Source organism: Aureimonas ureilytica DSM 18598 = NBRC 106430 (assembly GCF_000382705.1).
Taxonomy (GTDB): domain Bacteria; phylum Pseudomonadota; class Alphaproteobacteria; order Rhizobiales; family Rhizobiaceae; genus Aureimonas; species Aureimonas ureilytica.
Genome location: NZ_ARQE01000024.1, coordinates 1 through 18,544, shown reverse-complemented (window position 1 = coordinate 18,544; position 18,544 = coordinate 1). Strand labels below are relative to the sequence as shown.

Annotated in this window: 16 protein-coding genes; 6 read left to right on the top strand and 10 right to left on the bottom strand. The window is 64.2% G+C overall.

Going from position 1 to position 18,544, the window contains the following annotated elements; translation table 11 throughout:
- The 6 genes from B146_RS0123605 to B146_RS0123580 all read right to left on the bottom strand — a co-directional run.
- Positions 1–848 (bottom strand): DUF7146 domain-containing protein (locus tag B146_RS0123605; protein ID WP_205753720.1); only part of this gene is annotated, 848 nt, incomplete at its 3' end.
- 194 nt (positions 849–1,042) lie between these two features.
- Positions 1,043–5,404 (bottom strand): strawberry notch family protein, encoded by a 4,362-nt coding sequence (locus B146_RS0123600; RefSeq protein WP_019998952.1) that lies wholly within the window; start codon positions 5,402–5,404, stop codon positions 1,043–1,045.
- A gap of 125 nt (positions 5,405–5,529) precedes the next feature.
- Entirely contained in the window at positions 5,530–5,799 is a 270-nt protein-coding gene (locus B146_RS0123595; protein ID WP_019998951.1) for a hypothetical protein, read from the bottom strand.
- A gap of 92 nt (positions 5,800–5,891) precedes the next feature.
- On the bottom strand, positions 5,892–6,674 hold the full coding sequence (locus B146_RS0123590) for a hypothetical protein (RefSeq protein ID WP_019998950.1): 783 nt from the start codon (positions 6,672–6,674) through the stop codon (positions 5,892–5,894).
- Positions 6,675–6,684: 10 nt separating this feature from the next.
- Positions 6,685–8,634 carry a glycosyltransferase gene (locus B146_RS0123585; RefSeq protein ID WP_019998949.1) on the bottom strand — a complete coding sequence of 650 codons (1,950 nt, stop codon included), beginning with the start codon at positions 8,632–8,634 and terminating at the stop codon, positions 6,685–6,687.
- Positions 8,634–9,731: an HlyD family secretion protein gene (locus B146_RS0123580; protein WP_155897697.1), complete on the bottom strand. Its 1,098-nt coding sequence runs from the start codon at positions 9,729–9,731 to the stop codon at positions 8,634–8,636. Before B146_RS0123580 ends, B146_RS0123585 begins: the two co-directional genes overlap by 1 nt.
- A gap of 1,031 nt (positions 9,732–10,762) precedes the next feature.
- Between B146_RS0123580 and B146_RS0123575 the strand changes: the two genes are divergently transcribed.
- Genes B146_RS0123575 through B146_RS0123550 form a run of 6 tightly spaced genes read left to right on the top strand, consistent with a single transcriptional unit; the run spans position 10,763 to position 15,660 of the window.
- Entirely contained in the window at positions 10,763–12,661 is a 1,899-nt protein-coding gene (locus B146_RS0123575) for a hypothetical protein (RefSeq protein WP_019998947.1), read from the top strand.
- A gap of 37 nt (positions 12,662–12,698) precedes the next feature.
- Positions 12,699–13,244 (top strand): TadE/TadG family type IV pilus assembly protein, encoded by a 546-nt coding sequence (locus tag B146_RS0123570; protein ID WP_162141974.1) that lies wholly within the window; start codon positions 12,699–12,701, stop codon positions 13,242–13,244.
- Positions 13,216–13,686: a TadE/TadG family type IV pilus assembly protein gene (locus B146_RS0123565; protein WP_040408936.1), complete on the top strand. Its 471-nt coding sequence runs from the start codon at positions 13,216–13,218 to the stop codon at positions 13,684–13,686. The genes B146_RS0123570 and B146_RS0123565 overlap by 29 nt, the downstream gene beginning before the upstream one ends.
- A complete protein-coding gene (locus tag B146_RS0123560; RefSeq protein ID WP_019998944.1) occupies positions 13,686–14,543 on the top strand; it encodes a hypothetical protein in 858 nt (285 codons plus the stop codon). Before B146_RS0123565 ends, B146_RS0123560 begins: the two co-directional genes overlap by 1 nt.
- Positions 14,544–14,553: 10 nt before the next feature.
- On the top strand, positions 14,554–15,204 hold the full coding sequence (locus B146_RS0123555) for a hypothetical protein (protein WP_019998943.1): 651 nt from the start codon (positions 14,554–14,556) through the stop codon (positions 15,202–15,204).
- Positions 15,205–15,207: 3 nt separating this feature from the next.
- Positions 15,208–15,660 (top strand): phosphatase PAP2 family protein, encoded by a 453-nt coding sequence (locus tag B146_RS0123550; RefSeq protein ID WP_019998942.1) that lies wholly within the window; start codon positions 15,208–15,210, stop codon positions 15,658–15,660.
- A 210-nt stretch (positions 15,661–15,870) separates the two neighbouring features.
- Here B146_RS0123550 and B146_RS30330 read toward each other — a convergent pair whose 3' ends face one another.
- The 4 genes from B146_RS30330 to B146_RS0123530 form a co-directional block, all read right to left on the bottom strand.
- Entirely contained in the window at positions 15,871–15,957 is an 87-nt protein-coding gene (locus tag B146_RS30330; RefSeq protein WP_407638567.1) for a hypothetical protein, read from the bottom strand.
- Positions 15,958–16,071: 114 nt separating this feature from the next.
- The gene (locus B146_RS0123540) at positions 16,072–17,463 is read right to left on the bottom strand and encodes a sensor domain-containing diguanylate cyclase (protein WP_019998940.1); all 1,392 of its coding nucleotides are present in this window, start codon (positions 17,461–17,463) and stop codon (positions 16,072–16,074) included.
- 96 nt (positions 17,464–17,559) lie between these two features.
- Positions 17,560–18,090 (bottom strand): MarR family winged helix-turn-helix transcriptional regulator, encoded by a 531-nt coding sequence (locus B146_RS27315; RefSeq protein WP_155897695.1) that lies wholly within the window; start codon positions 18,088–18,090, stop codon positions 17,560–17,562.
- Positions 18,091–18,283: 193 nt separating this feature from the next.
- Positions 18,284–18,544, bottom strand: a 261-nt coding sequence (locus tag B146_RS0123530; protein ID WP_019998938.1) for a transposase, incomplete at its 5' end; no start/stop codon positions are given.

Genomic DNA, 18,544 nt, shown 5'->3' with positions numbered 1-18,544 from the left:
CCCCAGGCACTGAGGTCGTCGTTGAAATCGCCCAGGACAGGCACGATCTCGCGCACCCGGATAGATCGTCCGGCCTCCCGCAGCCGCTCGCGCAGATGGAGGGTGCCTCGACGCCCGGCCTCGTCGTTGTCGCGGAACACCCACACCTGCTCGACGCCATTGGGCACCTCGAAAAGACCGAGATGGGTGGCGGTCAGGCAGGCCGCGATCGGCAGCTTCGGCAGGGCGGTGCCGACAGACAGCATCGTCTCGATCCCTTCACCGCAGCCAAGGACGGTGCCGGCTCGTCCGAACCGCACGGCATTGCCATAGAGATCGCCCATGACGCGCTTGGGGTCCTCGATGTCGGCCACAGCGCCTCGCTCGGGATCGAGCCATGCGCGCGCGACTCCGGTGGTCTGCCCGGCATTGTCCGTGATGCGAGCCAGTAGCGCGGGCAGCTTTAAAAGCTCGCCGCTGGTGCTGTCGCGCAGATAACACGCTGGATGGAAGGCAAGAGCAGGGTCGAAACACTCGATGTCACGGTTCCGAAGGTAGCGCTCGCCAAGGGTGCCAGCGAGCGGCTGGGCGCTGGCGAGGAGCCTCGCTGCCTTCTCGCGCTTGGTGAGGTCAGGCTTGCGCGCCGTGTCCGCAGCGGGCGTCGGTGCGACGCGAACGAGGTCAGGCTTGCCGAGGAAACTCCGTGCCTCGCGCATCACCTCGCCAAAGGACCGGGCGTTGGTGAGATGCGGAATGAGGTCGAGGAGGTCGCCTCGCTCGCCGGTCGCATAGTCCTGCCATTTGCCCGCCAAGCGGCCGCCGCTGGCCTGAAGGCGGATAGCAAGGCTTCCACCCGCCGCGCCCGACACGTCTCCGATCTGCCAATATCCACCCGCAGAGCGCCCATTGGGCAGATACGCTCGGCAGAAGCTCTCGGCGTGCGCGCCGAGCTCGCGCGCGATGTCCTGTGCGCTCTCCATGTTTTCAAACCCCCTGACGCGGCCAACTCCATAGGCAACCGGGGGCTTGGCCGCCCCCGGCTCGCTCTCAGCCGACTGTTCGGCTACGCGGCCAGCGCTTGCCCCTCGCTCCCCGCCTGCGGGTAGCTCGCGGTCAGCCGGTCCAGGGTCTCCACGCTCCCCTGGAGAGGAACGAACACCCGTGTCTTCCACTGGATGATCTCGGTCGTGCATCCGAGCTGCTTCAGGTGCTTGATGTGGGTCTGATCGAAGCCTACCACCTCAATCCGGAACGCATCCATAACGCGCGAGCGGCGGATCACGAGACCCTCCTGGAGTGTGACGGCGGCGTTCTTGACCATCACCGCCTCGCTGATCTCCTCGGAGGTCATCACCGCCGAGCAGTTCAGGCCGAGCTTGGCATAGACCGTGTTCAGCTCGTCCGCCGTAACGAGACGGCCGACGATGCGCTCGCCCTCATCGGTCTGGAGACGATAAACGCGCGGATTGTCCCGCGGGAGCTTATCCCAGATCGGCAGGAGAAGGCCGGACATGACGGTGATGCGCGAGTGGTTGAACTCGGGCACCGCGTCGACCTCGGCCTGCCACGCCGCTTCGAAGGCGGCGTCGGCCACCGGCTTCCAATGGGAGGAGGCCAGTTCCAGCTCGAGCATGTTCTCGGCGTGCATGGGCCGGATCAGACGGACCCGATCGATCGGCGCGCCGTCTTCGGTCATGAGCGAGAACGTCGGCACCTCGACGGCGGCGCGTCCCGACTGCTCGTTCACGAGAAGGCGGGCGTCGCGGGTCTCTCGCAGCATGGCTTGGACGTCGGCCAGCGTGCAGGGTCGGTTGCGCTTGGTCTCCTCGACCGTCAGCGCCATGGTCTTGGCGCCGGAGGGGGCGGTGTAGATCGCGTTGCGATCGATGATCCGGAAGCTCTCGGCGCGCAGGGTCTCCAGGCCGGTATCGAAGGTGCCGCTGGCGATCGCGCTCTCGACGATCCCATCGAGAATGCCGGTGAAGGCATCGAACACGGCGTCCTGCATCTCGATCGTGAGGGCAAGGCAGCGGTTCAGGAAGCGGGAGATCGGCGGAAGCTCCTCGCGGAGCGTCCCATTGTCCGTGAGCTCCAGGCCGGTCATCTCCTCGAAGCGAGACAGCGAACAGGCCTCGATCTTGCCGCGAACCACCGCGCCATAGAACTGGCGCAGTGCGGCGCGGGCGTAGCTGCTTTCCAGATTGTCCTCGGGCCGGAACATGCCCTGCCCGCCGGTCTGGCGCTGGCCGCGCGTGATGGCGCCGAGCGTATCGAGGCGGCGCGCGATGGTGGACAGGAAGCGCTTCTGGCCCTTCACGTTGGACGCCACGGGCCGGAACAGCGGCGGCTGGGCCTGGTTGGTGCGGTGGGTGCGACCAAGGCCCTGGATGGCCTCGGCCGCGCGCCAGCCCGGCTCCGCGAGGTAGTGGACGCGAAGCCGCTGGTTCCGAGCGTAGAGGTCGGCATGGTAGGACCGCCCGGTCCCGCCGGCATCCGAGAAGATCAGGATGCGCTTCTTGTCGTCCATGAACGCCTGCGTCTCCGCGAGGTTGGAAGAGGCGGGGCGGTTCTGGACCTTCAGCTTGCCGTCGCTGTCCTTGACGATGCGGCGCGAGCGGCCTGTCACCTCGGCCACCTCGTCCGTGCCGAAGTGCCAGAGGATCTGGTCGAGAAGGCTCTGGACCGGGGCGAGCGAACCGAGATGCTCGATCAAGGCGTCGCGCTTCTCGACGGCTTCGCGGCACAGGACGATGTTGCCGTCGCCGTCCACGACGGGCCGGGACGACAGCTTGTCGTCGGCATCGGTGAACACCTCGTAGAGCTGCACCGGGAAGGAGTGAACGAGGTAGTCCATGACGTACTCGCGCGGCGTCACGTCGACCTGAATATCATGCCACTCGGAGGCCGGGATCTCCGCCAGGCGGCGCTCCATCAGCGCCTCCGAAGTCGAGACGATCTGGATGACGCTGGCGCGGCCTTCATCGAGATCGGCCTGGATCGCGGGAATGAGGCTGGGGCAGGTCATGGCACCGATCAGATGCATGAAGAAGCGCTGCTTGTTGGACTCGAAGGCCGAGCGCGCGGCCGACTTGGCGTTGCGGTTGAGCGACCGGCCGTTGTCGCCGGTGACGTTCGACGCCTGCAGGGCGGCTTCGAGGTTCTGGTGGATGATCTGGAAGACGCCGGCATAGCTGTCGTAGATGGCGCGCTGCGCGGGCGTCAGCTCGTGGACGAGCATCTCGTACTCGACGCCCTCATAGGACACCGAACGGGCGATGTAGAGGCCAAGGGCTTTGAGGTCGCGCGAGATCACCTCCATGGCGGCGATGCCGCCCTCCTCCATGGCGCCGACAAAGGCGCCACGGTCCTTGAACGGAAGGTCGCCCGTGCCCCACAGGCCAAGGCGCGCGGCGTAGGCGAGGTTGGAGACCTCGGTGGCGCCGGTCGCCGAGACGTAGACGACGCGAGCGTTCGGAAGCTGGTTCTGGAGGTCCAGCCCGGCCTTGCCCTGCTGCGAGGGCTTGACGTCGCCGCGCTCGGACGTGCCGCCGGCGGCGTTCGCCATGGCATGGGCCTCGTCGAACGGGATCACGCCGTCGAAGTCGACCCCAAGCCACTTCACGATCTGGTCGAGACGGCTGGCCTTGTCGCCGCGCTCGGCCGAGCGCAGCGTGGCGTAGGTGATGAAGAGGATGCCGCTGTCCAAGCGGATGTCGGAGCCCTGGCGGAAGCGCGAGAGCGGAACGATGTCGGAGGCGGCGCCGCCAAGGGCGGTCCAGTCGCGCTGGGCGTCCTCGATAAGCTTGTCGGACTTCGACAGCCAGACGGCCTTGCGGCGACCCTGGAGCCAATTGTCCATGATGATGCCGGCGACCTGGCGGCCCTTGCCACAGCCCGTGCCGTCACCGAGGAAGAAGCCACGACGGACGCGGAACGCCGCCGGATCGTCGTCGCGCGCGGCGATAAGAGTGCCGTGCTCGGGGTGAAGCGTGTAGCGGCCCTTCAGAAAGGTCGAGTGCGCCTCGCCGGCATAGATCACGGTCTCGAGCTGGGCGTCCGACAGGAGCCCGTCGCGCACAACAGTGACCGGCAGCTTGGGCCGGTAGGAAGGAACGGGCGGAGCAACGGACGCCATGGCGGCCGACTGGACCAGCGTTGTGACGTGAGGCTGCGCGCCCTCGATGGCGATCGACTGGACCTCGTAGGTCTCATAGAGCGCGGTCGTTAGGGCCGCCTGCGAAGGCGCCCACGCGCGCGGGAGATAGGACACCTCCGCTAGGTCGACGCCATCGAGCTTGTGCCGCGACTGCGAGAGCGCAAGCTCGCGCGTCTCGGCACGGGCGCGCTCGCGGATCGCGGCCAGGCTCTCGACCACCGGAGCGGGCGAGGCAGCCGGGGTGCTCGGTACAGCCGAGACCGGAGCGGAGCGACGGACGGGACATGCCGACTGCACGAGCTGGAGCAGCTCGCTCGATGAGGACACGATCGGATGCAGGCCGTCGAAACGCGAGGCGTCGTCGGCCGGGCACTTGTCGAAGACGGTCAGACGGGTCTCGATGGTCGTGCCGTGCGAGGCATAGACCTTGCCGTCGATCGCCGCGGAGAAGACGACGCGGCCGATGCGCTGCAGGTCTTCGAACGCCTCCCGCCAGGCGCCCATCGGCGAGAAGCTCTCGCCGGTGATGGTGACGAGGCGACCTTCGGGCGCCAGGCGCTGAAGGGCGCTGCGAATGTGCTTGTAGGTCGCGGCCTTGTAGCGGCCCTCGACCTTGGGTGAGGCCGAGAAGGGCGGGTTCATCACGACCACGGAGGGCACGATCGAAGCCGGAAGGCGGTCGTGGATCGTCGCGGCGTCGAACTGCGTCACAGCGCGGGTCTCGAAGACCTGGCGCAGGATCTGCACACGCAACTCGGCATACTCGTTGAGCGCCAGCGAGGCGCCGGCGAGGCGGGCGAAGACCGCGAGCATGCCGGTGCCGGCGGAAGGCTCCAGTGCAAGATCACCCTCAACGATGGCGGCGGCCTCGGCCGCCACAAAGGCGAGCGGCAGCGGCGTCGAGAACTGCTGCAGCGCCTGCCCGTCCTCGGAACGCCGGGTCTGCGTGCCGACGAGACCGGCGAGGCGATCGAGCATGGTGAGGAAGGCCGAAGCCGATCCGGCTTGGCGGCGCATGGCGGCGCCGTATTTGCCGACGAATAGGATCTGCGCGATCTCGGCGGCCTCGTAGGCGTCCTTCCAGATCCAGGCGCCATCGGCGTCGGATGCGCCGAAGGCCGCCTCCATAGCAGCGCGAAGGGCCTTGTTGTCCAGCTTCTTGCCGCCCTCGAGCATCTTCAGGAGGACGCCGCCAGCCTGAAACACGGCGCGGTGCGGCTCGACCAGCGTGGCGGAGGAGAACGAGGCGGTGCGATCGAAGAGGTTCATTGAAGGATCTCCACGGTTGGCATGGTGCCCGCCGCTCTCTCTCGATCCGCGGAAGGCTTGCCTTCCCGGCCCTCCCTCTCCCTCTGCCTATGGCCGCTCCCGCCTGGGCGGCGCTTGTTGGTCTCCTATTGAACGGCGAAAATCCTCAAATCTTGAAGGAGCAGGAATGCGAGGAGGCCGCCGCAGGCCGCCATGAGGCCGATCAGGAACACGCATTCGAATTGGCGTCGGTACAGGGCGTCGACGAACTGCATCTGTGCCAGGATGGTCGGGAATGGGATGCCGTACTTCTTGCGATGCCACCTTTCGGCTCTGAGGTCATGCAACTCCCGCTCCGCACTTCGGAGGGCGAGGCCGGCGAGGATCATGGCGGCGATGATGATCGCATAGGTCATTGGTCCTCATGTAGCTCGCCTAGGTTGCGGTTTCGAGGGACGTCCCGACGGCTGGCTGACGTCCTGGCTCGGCGGGCGGGGGCCGGTGCGTTCTAGCAAAGCGGACGGATCCGGGACCGCAGGTTCATGTCGCCCATCAGAGCGAGCATCAGCGATGTCAGCGAGTGGCAGAGGTAAGGCGGGGTACAGAAGACGAAATGCCTGGCGATCGCCAGCTCCGCGGTCTGTCGGCTCGCCTCCATTCCCTTGAACATCAGAAACCGATCGACGACGCGTTCGCCGCGCACCCGGTTGAAGGCACTGATCCGGCAGCCAAGGTCATGACGCTCGATATGCTGATCAACGATCGCAGCCATCTGGAGGAAGCCGATCATGTCGAGAGCCTGATAAAACCGAAGCATCCGATCGAGGGGCGTTGTCCTTGGGATCTTGAGCCCGGTGGCCGCGATGGAATCGAACGGCGTCCAGCCGGTGGGGTCTTTGAACCACGCGAGCTTGGTGGTGCCGGAGACCATAAGCCCCGTTCGAGGCTTGCCGGACCGAGGGATTTGACCCTCGTGGAGTGTTCGCACCAGACCCTGAAGTTGGCGGGCCTGCTCCCCAAGCGATGTCCCCTGCCGCGTATGGGAATTGATCAGCTTCGCGACCCGGAGGTCGTCGTCGGGCGTGCCTGCCATCGTGCGCCGGAAACCGTATAGCTTGGCGACGCTTTCGACATGCTCGGCGGAGAAGGGTGACTTTGCCGGTCGTGTCGATCCAGGGCCGTGAATGATGCTGAGAAGCGGTCCATCGACCGTGAGCCACCACCGAACGGCGTCGGCGGCAGCCAGAGCGAACACATTCATGGCGGCATCAATGTCGAGATTTTCGGTCATTGCAGGCTCGTCAGGACAGAACACGTTGGAGGATGGCGCGGCCGACGCGGGTTGGCTGCACGCCGAAAAATGGCTTGAGATAGCGACCGGCGTAGAACATGCGGATCATGGAGACCCGCGACTCCAGCACCTCGCTGAACTTGATGGCGAAGCTTCCGCCAAGGCACCGAACGACCGTGGCCTCGACCTCGCGTCCGCGGATTGTGCAGGAGAACCGTGTGCCGGCAGGCATCGGCGACGCGCCCTGGATCTGCGCGCCGCTGATCGAGATGTCGAGCAGCCGATAGATCGCCGACTGTCCGTCCAGTTCGACCAGAATGGCCTCGTCGGTCGCAAACCGCTCGGCCTTCCGGCGCCGGGGCTGCTCCACGCAGATGAAGCAGGTGATGGCAAGAATCACCAGATTGAACCAGGACCAGACCAGCGCAACACCGCCATTGGCCAGGAGCTCACCGCGGACATCGATCGCGAAGGCGTAGGCGATCGCGGCCAGATTGAGCGCGGCCAGCGCGCCGAAGGTGCGCAGCAGAGGCCATTCCACGAAGCGAAGATCGCGATCCCCGCCTTTGGCCGTGACCTTGAACTTCTGGCCCTTGGGCCGCGCCAGGCCGATGAAGACGGCTTTCACGATCGCTGGGGTCACGATCACCTGAGAGACGTCGGACATGATCGGCAAGGATCGACCTTGGGAGATCCAGCCGAGCGTGACCATCTGCCAGAGGAAGAACGGCAGGTAGTTCTGGAGGGTGGAGGCCAGGTCTGTCTCCACGATGTGGAGGCCGAACAGGAGGTAGAGGATCGGCAGGAGAAGCCCGAGGATGCGCGCGGGATAGACCACCGCCCATCCCAGGAAGCTGTCGAGGAGCGACAGGCGGTCGATGAAGGTGAGCGTCGAGGTGCGCGAGAAGGGACCACTGCGACCGCGCACGATCTGCATGAAGCCGAGGCACCAGCGCCCGCGCTGGGTGATGTATTCCTTCAGCCCTTCGGGCGCGAGACCGAAGGTCAGCGCCTCATTGAGATAGGAGGTCGTGAAGCCGGACTCCTTCAAGCGGAGCGTCAGAAGGTAGTCCTCGGTCACGCTGTCGGTCGGGAAGCCGCCGATCCGCACCAGCGGATCGAAGCGGATGACCGACGAGGTGCCGCAACAGAAGGCCGCGCCCCAGGCGTCCTTGGACGCCATGATGACGTCGAAGAAGTAGCGCTGCTCGTCGGGCCAGACGCGCGTGACGGCCAGATTGGTCTGGATCGGGTCCGGATTGATGAAGTGCTGCGGGGTCTGCACCAAGCCGACGCTGGGCTCGCGGAAGAGACATAGGGCGCGCGAGAGGAACTGCGGCAGCGGCACGAAGTCGGCGTCGAGGATCGACACGAAGTCGGGCCGTTCCGGCAAAGCGCTGAGATGGCCGAGCGCGTGGTTGATGTTGCCCGCCTTGGCGTGGGCGTTGTCGGGCCGGGTCAGGTAGTGGCAGCCAAGACGCCCGGCGAGGTCCTCGAGCCAGGGGCGGCGGCCGTCGTCCAGCACCCAAACTCGGAAGTTGGGGTAGTCCATGCCGGTGGCGCCGGCCATGGTGCGTTCCAGAATGGTCTGGTCTTCGTTGTAGGTGCAGATCAGGACATCGACGAGCGGCGGCTTCTGGGACGCGAACCAGCCTTGGTTCGCTTCGACCTCGGCGGTTCGGTTCTTGGTCCGAGACAGGAACACGAGCCCCAGCGATGCCGCGAGGAGGCAGGTCAGCTCGACGGCTAGAAAGAGGAGCCCAGCGGCGAAGTGGACGCTCAGTCCGGCGGCGGGCAGGGTCTCGAACACCCGCCAGAGCGCGTAGCGCAGGAGAAACGCGAAGGTGACGGCGGCCATGATCTGACGCGAGAGCACATGGTCGCGATCGAGCCAGGGCACGACCATCATGGCGAGCCCGAAGGTGGCGAGCGCCGGTGCCAGAGAATCCGCCCACTCCATCATGGCGCAGCCAAGTCACTTCGATTGAACTCGACCCGCCCGGTGCGTCCGATCGAGCAAGAAGCGTTCTGTGAGCCGGGAAGGCCGATCAGGACCCGGTAAGGCTCCTTTCGCAGGGCACTGGGCTCGATGGCGAAGTTGGCGGCGGCGTTGGCCATGCCAGTGAGGTTGACCACCCGACCGTTCAGATCCTCGCCATCGTCGGCGGGGATGAACCGGGCCGCTGTGCCGATGCTGAGGCCATTGTAGACGCTCTCGGTGACGTTGGCGGTGACGACGGTGGTGGAGCAATCCACCAAGCGCACCATGGCCTGTCCTGAAGAGACCTCTTCGCCGGGCGAGACGAGCCGCTCCCACATGCGACCTTCGGTCGGAACCGTGAGGGCGGCGTTGGAGAGGAGCGAGAAGCGCGCGGTGTCCTGGCTGATCTCGGCCGAGACGCGGGCGAGTTCGGCGGCGAGGCGGTCGCGCTCGACCGCGAAGCTGGCGATCTCGGCTTCGACGCTCTCGGCGCGCTGCATCGAGCTGGGCCGGTCATTGTTGGAGCCATCGCCGATGAAGATGCCGGCGTGCGCAGCTTCGATCTCCTGGGTGAGCGAGGCCAGGCGATGGCGGAGCGTGTCCGTCTGCAGGGCGGCCAGCGATGCTTCGCGTGCCACGCGGGCCGCTTCCACATTGGAGATGGTGCCGCCCGAGGCCAGCGCTACTGAGCGCGAGGCGGCATGGGCCGCTTCCTCGTGGCGCAGGGTCGCCATAGCGATCTCATCGGTGAGTTCGGCGCGCCGGGCCTGAAGCTGAGCGAGCCGCCCCCGGCTGAACTGCCGAACCGCCGCATCGAGCTGGACGCGCTCCCCCTCGGCGTTGCGGAGCTTGGCGGTGATCGCTGTGAGTTCGTTGGAAAGGCGGCCCTTCTGGCTCTCGAGTTCATCGAGGCGACCGCGATCGGTGCGGTCGTTGTGGATGGTCAGCAACTGAGCGCCCCGCGCGAGAATGCCGGCGTCGTCCACTGTGCGAATGGCGTCGACGCGGCCGCTGATCGGCGCACGCAGCGTGACGAGGCGGGCATTCAGCACGGCCTCGACGCTGGAGGGCTGCATCAGAGCGTAGAGAGGATAGACCCCGAATGCGGAAATCAGCGTGAGACCCAGGACGGTCTTCAGGAAGCGACGCGAACCGGAGCGATCCTTGTTCTGCGCAACAGGCGCCGCTGGTGCCGAAGCGGGCGCTGGCGCGAACGCCTGGGGACCTGGGACGAATGCGGTTCGAAGGGTCGCCCCGATGTCTTGGATGTCGCCCGGCGCTCGCCTCCCGGCTGGCATGGTGTCATCCACGATCGCCGGCGGTTCATGCCCGATCGTGCTGTCCACGCTGTCAGACGTGAACTTCGAACGGTTCTGGAGCCGGGTAGCAAGCGTTGGGCTTAGCATCGTGGTTTTTGACCATTAGGAGAGAGGGTTCGGGTGATGTGCTGCGTTGGAAGCACTCCACCCAAGTCGCTCGGCCGCGAATTTTGCCACAATAGAGCGATGCGGCGTTAACGGGCGGCAAACTCCAGACAGTTTGCAAGATGAAGCAATCTCCTTGCTTTACAGACGGCTAATTTCGACTTCTCTTCGATTCGGATTTAACACCCATATTCGCTATGCGATTTCCCTAGACTGGATTTTTTCCCAGGGTAGGGAGGAGATCCGCGAACAGGCGGATCGCAAGATATCTCAGATGGTCCCGCTGTTAATGTTTGAGCGATTACAGTGCTTTACGAACATTCGGGAAAGAGCGAAAGCGCTCGCTCACAGCTCACAAAACGTCCCTAAGAACTTCTTAACCGAATCTACCATTCCGATTTCCGCAGTGATTCAGACCACCTTAACGATTTCGTCGGGATAAAGATGGCCACAGGATTCGTTCTTCGATGTAGTTCGTAAGGGTCATGCCTCACTGTTGTCGGATCGGCTCGGTCTGGCGCAAGCACAACTCACCCGTACGGATCATCCAGCCCGAACCCTTGCCGATTTCTTCTGGTGAGTGGTCCACGACGTTGCGTATTGATCGCCGTAAGAATGCCACGGCCGCAACTCAGCGGCATCTGCATCGATTTTCCGGAGACCAGCACGGTGGCGTCGCCATCATGGCGGCGCTGGCGCTTCCCGCGATGATCGGTGTCGCGGCGCTCGCCGTGGAATACGGCAACGCCCTCACGATCCAGACCGAGCATCAGCGTGTGTCGGACGCAGCAGCCTTCGCCGGCGCGCTAGCTTTTGGCCAGGGCCAGTCCGAAGTCGCGATGCGAGCCAGCGCCTTGAACATCGGGCAGCTCCACGGCATCCCCGCATCGCAGATGACGGTCGCCCTGGTGCCTTCACCGCGATCGGCGGGCTCGAAAGCGGTCAGCGTCTCGATCGCCTCGCCGCACGCCCTGTTCCTCGCCAAGGTGCTGGGCGCCAAGGATCTGACGATCGCCTCGGCCTCGATGGCAGAGGTCGGCGGTGGAACGGACGGGGCCGGCTGCATCATCGCCTTAGACCCCGCCGGGACCGGCATCACCATGTCGGGCGGCACGGTTCTCAATGCCCCCAAATGCACGGTGGCCTCGAACGCCTTGATCTCCTCGCCCTGCGGGACCAAGATCGTCGCCAAAAGCGTGTCGCACAACGCCGCCAGTGCCCCCGATCAGCCCGATTGGTGCAAGACGATCCAGAAGCCGGACGGAACGCCGGCGTCGATCACCAAGCAGGCGACACCCGACCCCCTGGCCGACAACAAGGCCGTCGCGGCGGCGGTCGACCGCCTGAAGCTTGTCGCCAAGCTGAAGGCGCCCAACGCGCCGGGCGGCGGCGGCGGAAAGGATCTCGACTTCAATCCCTGGGACACGGGCAAGCGGCTGAAGCTGACACAAGCCCTGACGGACCAGGGATGCAGCGCGGTCTACGGATCGATCTGGACCGTCACCTGCGACCCGACGCGCAAGGCGTTCCGGTTCGGCGACTTCCTAATCGAGAGTGGCCAGATGGTCGAGTTCGATCTGGGCCGCGACCGGGCACGCTACGACATCGCCACCTACACGTTTGCCAGCATCAAGAGCCAGGGTGGCGGCAATTATCGGTTCGGCGCCGGCAACTACGTCGTGCCCGGCGGCATCACCATGGGCGGCAGCGAGGCGACCTTCGGCGCCGGCTCGTTTCAAGTTGGGCAAGGCCCCTGCGGGTTCTCGATCTGCGGCGGCAACAACGGCGCGATGACGTTTGCCGGTCCCTCGGACTTCGAACTGCCCTTCGGGGTGATGATGGACGGCGGCGTCAAAGGGGTGCTGGGGTCGGGCCGCGGCAACAGCTACAAGATCGGCACCTCCACGACCGATCGCGCGATCCATGTGAAGAGCGGATCGCTGGTTCTGGCAGGCGCCAGCGGTTCGGCCACGACCTTCGAGTCCAAAGGCCGGATCGAGACCGGAGGCGGCACCTGCCTCGCGCTGCCCGCCAGTGCGCAGCACGACATTGCCGGCTCGATCGATGTCTCCGGCGCGCTGGAGCTGGGCGCCGGGATCTACACGATCGACGGCTATCTCGGCCTCGGCCAGACCTATGGCGGTGCCGCCGACTGCAACGGTCGCAACACCAGCCTTTATGCCAAGGACGTCACGATCGTCCTGTCCGGCAAGGAGACGATGACGAGCTGGGCCTGCCAGGGCACGTCGTTCTGCGCCTCCAGCGGCTACAACAAGATGGTTCTGACTTCGCCGGCATCGGGCGACTTCGCGCAGATCGCGGTGGTCGGCCCGCAGGGCAACAAGGCCGGGGCGACGCTGACCAGCGGCGCTAGCGGCGGGACGATCTCGGGCGCCTTCTACTTCCCGAAGGGGCCGATCAGGATGGATGGCGGCTCGTCCGCCTCGGGCTCGCAGGAGAGCTGCCTGATGATGATCGGCACCACGATCACCGTGTCGGGCGGCACGGCGGCGGCGTCCGAATGCGAGAAGCTGAAGGGCGGAACCGGCGGCGCCGGTAAGATCGCGAAGCTGGTGCGCTGAGATGGCCGCGATCGCGAAGCTCCGTTCGATGGGGTCGATGGTCCGGCGTGACGTCAGCGGTGTCGCCGCGATCGAGTTCGCGCTCATCGGGCCAGTTCTCATGCTCATCATGGCAGGCGCCGGCGACATCGGCCTCGCGGTCATGTCGCGAATGCAGGTGAACGAGGGGGTCTCGGCGGCCGCCAATGCCGCCCTGATGTCGGGGGCGGGGCTCTCCGGCGCCAGCGCCGACGCCACGGCGACGGCGCTGGCCAAGATCCTCCAGCGCACGCGCGGCCTCGCCAGCCCGGACGCGACCTACAGGATCACCTTCAACGGTGGCCGCACTTACGACTTCCGAGGCGGCCAAGGCGTCGCTTCCGGCGCGGCCTCGGCGGCGGACGAATGTCGCTGCCCGACGCTGGCGAACGGCGTGATCGCCTGGGGCGCCAAGGTCGCCTGCAACACCCCCTGCTCGAACAAAAGCCTGGCGGGCCGTTACGTCTCGATCGAGGTGACGAGGCCCTACAGGCCCCTGTTCGCGCAATACGGCTTCATCGGCAACGAGGGCATCCATGTGCAGACATTGGCGCTGGTCCAGTAGGCGCGCCCCGCGCGCGCTTCTGAGGGACGAACAGGGCACGACCGCGGTCGAGTTCGCGATGGTCGTCTGGCCGTTCGTGCTTCTCCTGTTCGGCACGATCGAAGTCGGCCGCGTGGTATGGACCCAAACCGCGCTCGAGAAGACGGCGACGACCGCTGCCCGCTGCATCGGCATCCGCAACGAGAACTGCGCACAGCAGGGCGCCTTCAGCCGCGATCTGGCGGTCGCCTTCATCCAGCAGGAAGCGCGCTCCTGGGGCATTCCCCTGGTAACGTCCGCGATCGTCATCGAGGACGCCGCCGACTGCGACGGTGCGCCCGGCCAGTCGAAGGTCAGCCTCTCCACCGACATCTTCTCTCCCCTGCCCTTCATCGCGAAGCTGATGGCGGGCTCCGAGCACATGCAGGCCAAAGCCTGCTTCCCGACACAGGCGGCCTCGTGATGTCCAGCGTGATGGAAGCACTCCCGAACGAGTTCGCCCCGGGCCCGATCCTGCCGAGCGAGATCCACCGCCATCTCGCCAAGACCGATCCCATGTCTGCGACCGACCTCTTCGTGAAGGCCTGGGTCGACGACCAGGCCGATCGGCTTCTGGAGTCGATGGTGACGTTCTTCCAGTTCAGGGAGAGCGGGACCGGCGAGCTGGTGATGCATGTGTTCGGCTCGGGCGTCCTTCTGGAGCGGCGCGGCCGGATCCTTGCGCTGACGGCTCTTTCGGTCGCCGAGCAGTTCGGGCTCGGCGAAACCTACATGCAGACCCATCTTGGCGCGGTGTCGCTGCGCAAGGCGATCTGTCGCCTGGATCGCGCGCAATGCGCGGCGGTCTGCGATGTCGACGCTCTCGTGCGGGCCAACGCGGTGCTGCCGAACTGGACCGTGCCGATCATTGCGCCGGGCGGGCGCGCCGGCGCGACCAGCCGTCTCTATCTCGGCTTCCCCGGCACGCCGAACGCCTTCCGCAAGTCGCGTCGACCGAGTTCGCTCGAGGGCAAGGCGGTGATGGTGCCCTATACCGGGGGCAACTTCATCCGAACCTCGGTCGAGGAGCCGCTGTTTCTGGAATGGGCGCAGAAGATCGAGGTGCCTGGGTTCGAGCGCTCCAGCGCCGACATCAGTCTCGATCCCAAAGGCATGATCGGTGGGCCGGTGTTCGAGATCGTGGCCGGCGTGGAGGGCGACCTGTCGGTTCGCCTGATGGCCATCACGGTCGAGTTCCGCAGGGATGGCGGAGTGATGATCGCGGCCCGCACGCCAACGGTCGAGCCGCTGCTGAACCGCATCATCGATCGAAGCCTCTAGGCGACCTTCGGTGACAGCCAGCTTCGCCATCCACCGCTATGTCGCGCTTGGCGCCCGGTCTTGGGTCCGGGGCAGCTTGGCAGCCTTCGAGCGTCACGGCCTTCTGGCGGCGATCGTGGCAGCTCAGATCGCCATCTATGCGACGCTGCATGTCGTCACCCCGCAGATGCGCAGCGCCAACCCGTGGGATCTCGTCGCAACGGCGAGCGAGCTCGGCACCTTCATCCTGCCGATCTGCATTCTGACGATCTGTCTTGGCCGCATGGTGCGCGCCCGGCCCAGGGGCAGTCCGACCGTCGCGCTCTTGCGCGAGGTCTGGCGCTACATCAGTGACCGCGACCGGCTCGCCAATGGCGTGCCGGTGATCGTGCTGTTCGTGCCGTTCTCCGCGCTGTTTGCGAGCCTCAAGATCGCGATCCCAGTGATCCAGCCATTCGCGTGGGACGAGACCTTCAGCGCCTGGGACCGCGCGCTGTTCCTCGGAGCGCTGCCGCACGAGGTTCTGAGCCCTCTGATGGGCCATCCCATCGTGCTGTTCGCCACGAACGTCGCCTACAATGTCTGGTTCGTCTTGATGCTGGCGACGCTGGTCGCCTGCGCCTTCATGAAGAGCCGGACGGTGCTGCGCACGCGCTATCTCGTCGCCTTCTTCCTCGTCTGACTGGTGGAAGGCAACATCCTGGCGCTGCTGCTCTCGTCAGCCGGTCCCTGCTTCTATGGCCTGATTGGGCTGGAGCCCAACCCCTATCTCGGACTGATGGCGTCGCTTCGCGAAGCGGACGCCACCGCACCGATCTATGCGCTTCGCGCCCAAGGTCTCCTGTGGTCCGGCCACATTGGCGAAAGCGCGCCCGTCGGCATCTCCGCAATGCCGAGCCTGCACAACGGCGTCGCCATCCTGATGGCGCTCGCGGCCAGCCAACTCGGCCCTCGGCTTGGTCTGGTGTTCGCAGCCTATGCGGTCTGGATCTTCCTCGGCTCGATCAGCCTCGCCTGGCACTATGCCGTCGACGGGCTGGTCGCCCTGCCGGCGACTGTCGCCCTTTGGATGCTGGCCGGGAGGCTGGCCCGGTGGTGGCATCAGACACGCGAAGCGATCTGCACAACAAGGGTTTGAGACCTGACGCTATGCCCTCTCGGGCTCGACAGGCAGGGGAGTGAAGGCGCCGCTTATACCAGGATCGGTTGTCATATTGGGGCGCATTTAAATCAAAGCGGCTGCCAAATGAGCCATCTCGACCGCCTGGATGTCCTGCGTCATCGCACGGTAGAGATTGTCGAAATGGGGATCGAGATCCCTCATGACCTCAGAGGCGTTGGCGGTGGGCTAAAGCAGCTTGCTTCGACTGTCCGGTGGGCTCTCTCGTCGTTTCACGAGTTCTTCTTTCTTGAGACGATCGATCTGCGTGATCATGGACATCGGCTCTAAATTCATGCGAGCTGCGATGCCGTTAAGTCCGGCGCCTTCATAAAAAATATATGTCTACGCACATTACAACTTATGTACGCAGCCGAACTTCAGACATTGCTAATGCGCTTTCTGACGTGCAACTTTATCCGGCACCCCGATATAGCAACGTATCGAGCCCTTGCCCTCTCGTTTACCCATGTATAGCGCTTGGTCTGCATGACGGATGAGATCGAGGGGGGCCTTACCATCTTTAGGCGCTATAGAGACGCCGATGGTAGCGCCGACTTTGACCGATTGATCCGCGACCGTCATCGGGAGGCTGATGGCGCCAATAATCCGTGCCCCGATGCTGCGAATGATGGAGACATCAAGGTCTTCAGCGATTAGAACGGCAAATTCGTCGCCCCCGAGGCGGTAGACCGATGCACTGTCCGGCACCGCTGCTTTGATATGTCGGGACGCCGTACGGAGAACCATGTCACCAACTTCATGGCCGAACCGGTCGTTGACCGCTTTGAACCCGTCAAGGTCGAGGTAGAGGAGCGTATGAGGCGTAACCTGCCCTTTAATATCAGTCATCGCCTCCAACTTCCGCATTAGGACGGATCGATTGAGAAGGCCTGTCAGCGGATCATGTGATGCTCGCTCTTCGGTCTGCCTCAGGTTCCGCAAAAGTACACTCATTTGACGAAACACAAAAAGAATTAGAATTACGAATGCTGCCAGCAAGGCCAATAGGAACGGCAACAGCTTCCCTAAGAGTCGCTTGCCCGGGTCATCACCCGTCCAGGCTAAGCGCACGGGTACGCGTCCATCAGATGTTGTGACGACGACGGAAGCGGTTGCTGGGGCGCCACCCTCCTCAATATGCAGGTCAGGCAGGCGGTAAACTTTGGAGAGACGATGCAATTCAGCATCGTCGAGCAAATCAACGAAGGCGAGAATTGTACGCCGGTCTCGGGTCTCATCCACAAGACCGCTGTATGGCCGAATGGGTGAGACCGCCACGAGCGCAGGTCGGCCGTCCGCCAAAGCGATGCCCGAAGCGGTCGCTGCTGGTCCTCGAGTTGCCCTTTCTGAAAGGATGCGGTCAAATCCTGACGTCATGATTTGCTCTGCCGGCAGTCGCGTACGGCTCTCGTTCGTCATGCCGTAAGTTGTACGGCCATCCGGATCGAGAACGAAGACGGCGTCAACGCCGTACCGTTCTTTCATCGTCGGTCCGACGTTGGTCTCAGCCCATTCGAAGTTCGTTTTTTTCGCGAGATTGCTTACCGCATCGTCCCAGAAAGCATAATCATTAACGATTTTAGTGAGCTCGCTCAACCGGATATCGATCATGCCGCGCGCTAGATCTTGCTCGCGCTTTATTTCGTCCCTGGTTTGCTGCTGAGCAAGAAACACTGCTAAGGCGATAACAAAGCAGATCATCAACCCGACTATTCCCATGATTGGGAACGCGATGTTGCGAATAATTTTCTTATGAGCTCGGCTGAGACTGTAGGGCATCTGCTATCCTTAAACCGGTATCAGCTTATCCCTAGTTGCTTGAGAAAATCATAAATTCTGCTTACGGACCAGTGAGCCTGAAACGACTGGCAAGCGTCACGACTGCGCAGATGAGCAAGCGTTGGGCTCCGCTGGCAGGAGAGTGAATGGAGCGGTAATGCCAGGATCCGTTGTCATATTAGCGCGCATCTTGGTCAAGACGGCCGCCAAACGAGCCATCTCGTCCGCCTGGATGTCCTGCGTCATCGCACGGTAAAGATTGTCGAAATGGGGATCGAGATCTCTCATGACCTCAAAGGCTTTGGCGGTGGGGTAGAGAGGTTTCTTTCTTTTGTCCTTGGGGTCTTCCCGCCTCTCCACAAGGCCGAGCGTGGCGAGACGGTTGATATGAACGATCAAGGACATGGGCTCCAAGTCCATTCGATCGGCAATGCGGTTCAAACCCATGCCCCGATAGCGAATGACGGCGCCAAGCGCCCGAAGCGTGCCCGGCGTCAGACCCTGCCTGTTATCGACGATCGAACCATCCAAGGCCTGATAGAACAGACGGGCGGTATCGATGAGAAGGAAGCACATTTCACTTTCGGGAAGAGCCGGCGGCGTCTCGTCCTGCTGTTTTACAATCACGCTTTCCCCCTTAAATACCGATCAACGTACCGGATTCCGCTCTACGCACTAGATATCCCCGGCTGCGCCAATCGACTGATCAAAATCATTTTGCCGTGACTATGATTAACTAGGTGCCGGGCGGTACGCTGCTAACATCCGGTTGAGACAGCGTGCGGGTCACGCGCGCTGTTCCGACTAGAGCGTTTTCCGATCAGTCTGCATCGTAGCCTGCGGCTTTGAAGTAGTTGGCGCATTCGGCGGGGAGGAAGAGCGGGATGAGCGTGCCGACGGCTTTCCAGAGCGCCTCGACCGTTCGCTCGGCCTTGGCGCGCATGAGCGCCTTGAGCTTGGAGAATGCCATCTCGATCGGGTTGAAGTCGGGGCTGTAGGGCGGCAGAAAGCGCAAGGACGCGCCTACCGCTTCGACGGCCAACCGCACGCCCTCGGTCTTGTGGGCCGGAAGGTTGTCCAT